The sequence below is a fragment of the uncultured Psychromonas sp. genome, assembly GCF_947489755.1.
Lineage (GTDB): Bacteria > Pseudomonadota > Gammaproteobacteria > Enterobacterales > Psychromonadaceae > Psychromonas.
This window is the reverse complement of sequence record NZ_CANLFB010000020.1, coordinates 84,486-90,568: the sequence shown is the minus strand read 5'-3', so window position 1 is coordinate 90,568 and position 6,083 is coordinate 84,486. Positions and strand designations below refer to the sequence as shown.

General features: G+C 36.8%; 6 protein-coding genes. 2 read left to right on the top strand and 4 right to left on the bottom strand.

The annotated features are described in order from the left end of the window. Positions 1-131: 131 nt before the first annotated feature. Both Q0794_RS12430 and Q0794_RS12425 read right to left on the bottom strand, forming a co-directional pair. Positions 132-659, bottom strand: coding sequence for a protein disulfide oxidoreductase (locus tag Q0794_RS12430; RefSeq protein WP_298942339.1), 528 nt, complete (start codon positions 657-659; stop codon positions 132-134). Position 660: 1 nt separating this feature from the next. Then, positions 661-2,769 (bottom strand): protein-disulfide reductase DsbD domain-containing protein, encoded by a 2,109-nt coding sequence (locus Q0794_RS12425; protein WP_298942337.1) that lies wholly within the window; start codon positions 2,767-2,769, stop codon positions 661-663. Between the two features lie 334 nt (positions 2,770-3,103). On the opposite strand from Q0794_RS12425, the gene Q0794_RS12420 reads away from it, so the two are divergent. Beyond that, positions 3,104-4,093 (top strand): 2-hydroxyacid dehydrogenase, encoded by a 990-nt coding sequence (locus tag Q0794_RS12420; RefSeq protein ID WP_298942336.1) that lies wholly within the window; start codon positions 3,104-3,106, stop codon positions 4,091-4,093. 77 nt (positions 4,094-4,170) lie between these two features. Here Q0794_RS12420 and Q0794_RS12415 read toward each other — a convergent pair whose 3' ends face one another. After that, positions 4,171-4,626, bottom strand: a complete 456-nt coding sequence (locus Q0794_RS12415; protein ID WP_298942334.1) for an isoprenylcysteine carboxylmethyltransferase family protein — start codon at positions 4,624-4,626, stop codon at positions 4,171-4,173. Between the two features lie 109 nt (positions 4,627-4,735). After that, a complete protein-coding gene (tnpA, locus tag Q0794_RS12410; protein ID WP_298942332.1) occupies positions 4,736-5,164 on the bottom strand; it encodes an IS200/IS605 family transposase in 429 nt (142 codons plus the stop codon). A gap of 274 nt (positions 5,165-5,438) precedes the next feature. Here tnpA and Q0794_RS12405 point away from each other — a divergent pair, with 274 nt between their 5' ends. After that, complete coding sequence (locus Q0794_RS12405; RefSeq protein WP_025564559.1) at positions 5,439-6,008, top strand: phosphoribosyltransferase family protein; 570 nt, start codon at positions 5,439-5,441, stop codon at positions 6,006-6,008. Positions 6,009-6,083: the final 75 nt, after the last annotated feature.

Below are 6,083 nucleotides of genomic sequence, written 5' to 3'. Positions count from 1 at the left end.
TGTATTAAGGTATCTAAAAGTGAATTAGAGATGATGACAGTCTAATAAATGCTATTGCTTATCCAGAACTCAGGTTACTTAGATTAACGGCTATATAAATAATGGCTTTGAACGAATAAGCCTCATTTAACTTAGCTTAACAACATCCTTACCCACATACCAAATGGACTAGTGAACCCGGTTGTTACAGAAGTTACTTCTCCTTTATTAATCACAATAATAGTCGGCGTTAAACTAATTCCCCATTCACGGCCTATTTCCCCTTTAGCATCATTGACCACAGTAAAATTATAACCTTTAGCACCAAGGTATTGTTGTACACGCTTATTTTCACCAGAGTTCAGGGCAACAGTAACCACTTGCATCTGGCCACTCACAAAATCAACAGAGGGAGAAACGAAGCTACAAACACTGCACCATGTGGCCCAGAAATAAACTAAAACAGGTTTATCTTGACTCATTGCAATCAAATCAACCTTGTCGCCTTGAACACTGGTTGCAGCCAATTGAGGCGCTTTACCAGATGCAATAGATTGAGCTCGCCATATATCAACGCCCCAACCTAATGCCAATGCTAACAGTACATAAATAGCGAATGATCTGATCCGTGCTCCCCAGCTTTTTTTTACTTTAGGTTCTTGAGGATTATGTTCAGTCATCTTATTGCCCCTTTGCTTGTTCTATCGCATTAAGAACATCTTCACTATTTAAAATAGTAGATAGCTCAATGCCATTAGGTGCCGCTGGACCATAAACAATATTAAAAGGAACACCATAACGTCCGAATGATTGTAAATAAGCAGTCACAGAGTCAGAACGTACCGTCCAATCACCACTCATCGCTATAACACCGTCTTCTTGTAGTGCACTATAAACAGGATCTTGTAATAACACGCCAATTTTATTGGCCTTACAAGTGACACACCATTTTGCCGTCACATCTACAAAGACAACATTACCTTTATTGACTTCTTGCTCTATTAACTGTGCATTTAATGGTACCCAAGAAATCTCATCTTGTAGAGGGTTAGCCCAATGCTTAGCCGTTAAACTGCCTACGATCAAAGCAATAGCAGCGACAATCATGAACACAAAAAAAGTGATAAAGAATAAACGTTTACCATGCTTTTTGAGAATCAAAACAGCAAATATAATTAAAATAAATACGGCTACTAACATGCTATAAAGCAGTCCGATAAAGCTGCTTAGCAAACTCACTAACCATAAACATGTCGCTAAAATAAGTAACCCAAACACCAACTTGATAGTACCCATCCATTTGCCAGGCTTAGGCATTAACAACGCAATACTTGGGAATAAAGCAATTAATAACCAAGGTAATGCCATCCCTAAACCTAACGCGGTAAAGACAGCAAACAGTTGCCATGAAGATGCGCCTAAAGCAAATGCAACAGCCGTACCCAAGAAAGGTGCACTACAAGGCGTGGCTAATAATGTTGCAAACATACCTTGTAAATAATGACCTAGGTAAGAATGCCCACCTTTTGTTGCTAACCAAGTTTGCATTGAAGGAGGTAATTGAATTTCAAATAAACCCAACATATTAGCAGTGAAGATAGCGGTAACAATCACCATGAAGGTAATAAAATAAGGGCTTTGGAATTGTATTCCCCAGCCTAATGCTTCGCCAGACAGTTTAAGTACTAACAAAAACAGCGCCAATAACCAGAATGAGCTAACAATACCCGCACTAGAAGCCAAAAATTGTTTACGTACTTGTGAACGTTGGCTACCATCAACCCCTAAAACCGAGCTTAATTTCATGCCTAATACTGGTAATACACAAGGCATAATATTTAAAATTAAACCACCAATTAATGCCACCAAGAAAATAGACCAAATAGATTCACCGACCGCTGAAATGGTCTGATTACCCAAGGTAGTCGCAACCTCTACAGCAATATCCGCATCAACCACTGTAATGTTGACATCAGCATTACTTAAATCAACTTCACCACCCCAACTACTTGCATTAAACGTGGCGGTGACTTGTTTACCTAAGACCGCAATAATAGGCTTAGAAAAGAAGACATTTTCTAACGCTGGATCGTCACTATCAATAAACAAGTCAGGTGCTTCCCATCCTATTTGATGCACTAACTGCACTGATACTTCTTGATTAAATTGATCCCATGAGCTGATAATATTAGTAATATTGGCATTATTTTTTTGTGCTTTGATAGCATTTTGGTCAACTAAAATAGGCACGCTACTGGTCGCTTGTGCATAAGCAAAAGCCACATCTTCATTGATAGCAAGCAGGTTAGGATCAAAACTTAAATCAATTTCGTAGTCAGTTAATACACAAATCGTCGTACATGAAGCAAGCGTTAACGTACCTTTTAAACGACTTACTTGTTGAGGATCTTTCAGTTGTAACTGAATGGGAAAATGAATTTGATCTTTATAACCAACTGTTTCAACACCTAATACAGGATAACGTTTAGGGGTTGGCCAAGACCAATCAACCGCATCAATATTATATGATTGCTCAGACCATACAAATGTTGGAGCCACACCGCCTTCACCTGGAGATCGCCAATATGTTTTCCAATCTTTCGCTAAATCAACATTCAAAATACCATTAACTGTATTTTCTTTAACTTGCCCTGTTAGCTGTAAATTAACTTTAACGGGTAGGTGATTAAAATTAGTGATCCACCCTGTTTCTGGCGCTTGTGCAAATGCACTACTAGACAGGCCAAAAATGAACAGTAACAATAAAAAACAATGCTTAAAAAAGGGCATGAAAACTCCGAGAAATACCAAATAAAATAGTTTGTAACACAAATACATGTCTGTGACTGAATAAAAATTAAAAGGTTCGCCACAATCAATGATAGTTGACCGCTAATAAACTGAATTTATTGCATTTTAAATATAATTATTGATGAAAGAGTTTATCTCGTTATTTATGCATTCATTTATATAATAACAAAGTAATCCCTTTGCTTAAGTTACGACGTATAAGGTGTACAATTATAAAATATAAAACAACAATAGATTATTATCGTATTGCTGTTCTTGATTAAAAGAATGATTACTTTGTTACAACATTACTTTTCAACATGGAGTTACCTTTATGAAAGTCGCGATGTTCAGTTCCCGTAGTTATGATATTCAGCATTTCGAACCATTGATTTCAGACCCTATCAGCATTAACTTTTTTGATACTCAACTTAATTCACACACTGCAGCATTGGCTACTGGCTATGATGCAATATGTGCCTTTGTAAACGACGATTTAAGTGCGCCCGTTTTAAATCAGCTTCATGAATTAGGTATCAAATATATTGCCATGCGTTGTGCTGGTTTTAATAATATTGACTTATTTTGTGCAAAATCACTGGGTATGACAATCGTTCGTGTTCCTGCTTATTCTCCAGAAGCCGTAGCAGAACATGCCATAGCATTATTAATGACGCTTAACCGACGTACACACAAAGCATACCAACGTACTCGAGATGCAAACTTTTCATTAGAAGGTTTAGTGGGCTTTAACCTGCATGGCAAAACGGTTGGTATTATTGGTACAGGGAAAATTGGCTTAGCAACAATGGCTATTTTCAAAGGTTTTGGTTGTAAAATATTAGCTTCTGACCCTTACCCATCAGATAAAGCGACTGCATTAGGCGCGGAGTACGTTAGCTTAGAAACACTATTTGAAAGAAGTGACGTAATCAGCCTACATTGCCCACTGACGAGTGATAATAAACATCTCTTGAATAAAGATACTTTTGCATTAATGAAAGATGGCGTCACCATTATTAATACCAGTCGTGGTGGTTTATTGAATGCACATGATGCTATTGAAGCATTAAAATCAGGACGTATTGGCGGTCTAGGTCTCGATGTATATGAAGAAGAAGAGCATTTATTTTTTAATGACCATTCAAGTGAAATCATTGCCGACGATATTTTCCGCCGCTTGTCTGCTTGCCACAATGTGATTTTTACAGGTCACCAAGCTTTCTTAACTAAAGAAGCATTAACCAGTATTGCACAAACAACACTCGATAATTTACGTGAGCTATTAGAAGATAACACGAGCATTAATCAAGTTAGTGAATAGTCACCAACTTGATTCGACAGATAAAACCTGAATAAACTCTATAAGTTAAGGGTTTTATCTGTTTTTAAACGCAACCTTTAAAGCCAACGTCTAACTTTCTGCTTATAGTCGATAAACGACTGACCAAAAAGGCTTTCTAACGCTGTCTCTTCCGGTTTAATGAAACGTTTGTTCATTGTCATCATATAAAGAGGTAATAAAGCTAAACCGAATAGATTACCCAACAGTAAAATCTCAACGATTAAAAACCCCAACAAACCTAAATACATAGGATTTCGAGAATAACGATATACTCCAGAAGTGACTAAACGAGTGGTTTTTTCAGGTGTAGTTGGATCTACTGTCGTCTTTGCCTTTTTAAACCTCCAACCACTACTCAGGATAACTAACACAGAAGCACACAAAACAACGCCTGATAACCCATCCCAAAAAAGTGAGCCAACATTAAGAAAAGGAATTAACAAGGTCATCAAATAAATCATAAGCATAAATAAAAGTGTGACTAACGGGGGATACTTCATTATTCGTTGCATTTAATTACCCTCTTTCCATAAACAAACCATTAACTCAACAACCACCTACTAAAGTAGGTGGGTTAGTTTTACGGACTAAAGTCCGGATACGGGTCAAAGACCCGTTGAATTAACCTTCCGTTCTAAAATTATCGTCACCTTTGACTTCAAAGTGGTGCTCTAGATATTCTTTAATTATTTCTTCAGTAACATCTCCTGACGTTACACAGAAATATCCCCTAGCCCAAAAATGACGCCCCCAATATCTCTTTTTAAGATCAGGGAAACTTTCAAATAATTTAGCTGATGAACGCCCTTTAATTCTTCTCATTATTTCACTGGGTGCCATATTTGGTGGCGCTGACACTAAAAGATGAACATGATCTTTGCTCACAACTCCTTTTAAAATCTCAATTTCAAAGGCATTACATGTTTGCCGAACTAATTCTCTTACTTTCAAACCAACATCACCTTGTAATACTTGGTATCTATATTTAGTAACAAAAACAAAGTGATATTGAATTTTAAAAACTGTATTACTGCCATATCTATAATCCATAACTACCTCCTAACACTAATAGAGAAATTATAGCTAAAGCTGACCGGCTAAAGCCGATGGTTTTAACCTTTTAGGTGACTAATAAAATGTTACTAACACTAAGATCAATAAAAGCAGCACAATTAAATGCCAGAATAAATAATAGTAACGTGTTGAAAATCTATAACTTACCTTCCGTAGCCATTATTTTATACGATTTTTAGCATGCAAATTGTGCAGAGCGGTCTTTTTTAGTTTAAACTGCGCGACTAAATTAATTCCAGAGGAAAATGATATGTCTGATAAAGTCTTTATCACTGCACAACAATTACTTGAAGACTCATTTCGTCTTGCAGCACAAGTTTACGATAGCGGTTTTCGCCCACAATTTATTGTTGGTATTTGGCGTGGCGGCGCTCCAATCGGTATTGCAGTTCAAGAATTCTTTGACTATCAAAAAGTAGAAACAGATCATATCGCAGTACGTACTTCTTCTTATTACGGTATCGGTAAACAAAGTAAAACAATTAAAGTACACGGTTTACATTACATCATAGAAAATGCCAATGCTGATGATGGCTTACTGATTGTAGATGACGTATTTGACTCAGGACGTAGTGTTGTTGCGTTAACTGAAAAACTAAATGAAGTCATGCGTTTAAATATGCCACGCGACGTGCGCATCGCAACACCTTATTACAAGCCTAAGAACAAAGCCGTATCTATTGTGCCAGACTACTATATTCATGAATCAGATGAATGGTTAGTATTCCCACATGAAGTATCAGGTTTATCACCGAAAGAAATTTCTGAAGGTAAAAGCGACTTAAAAAATATCGCACACTTATTTACTAGAGAAGATTAAGTATTAACTTAGGCTTAGTTAAATTGACTTAATAACAGGAGACAATTTAGTCTCCTTTTTTAGGCCTAACATTAA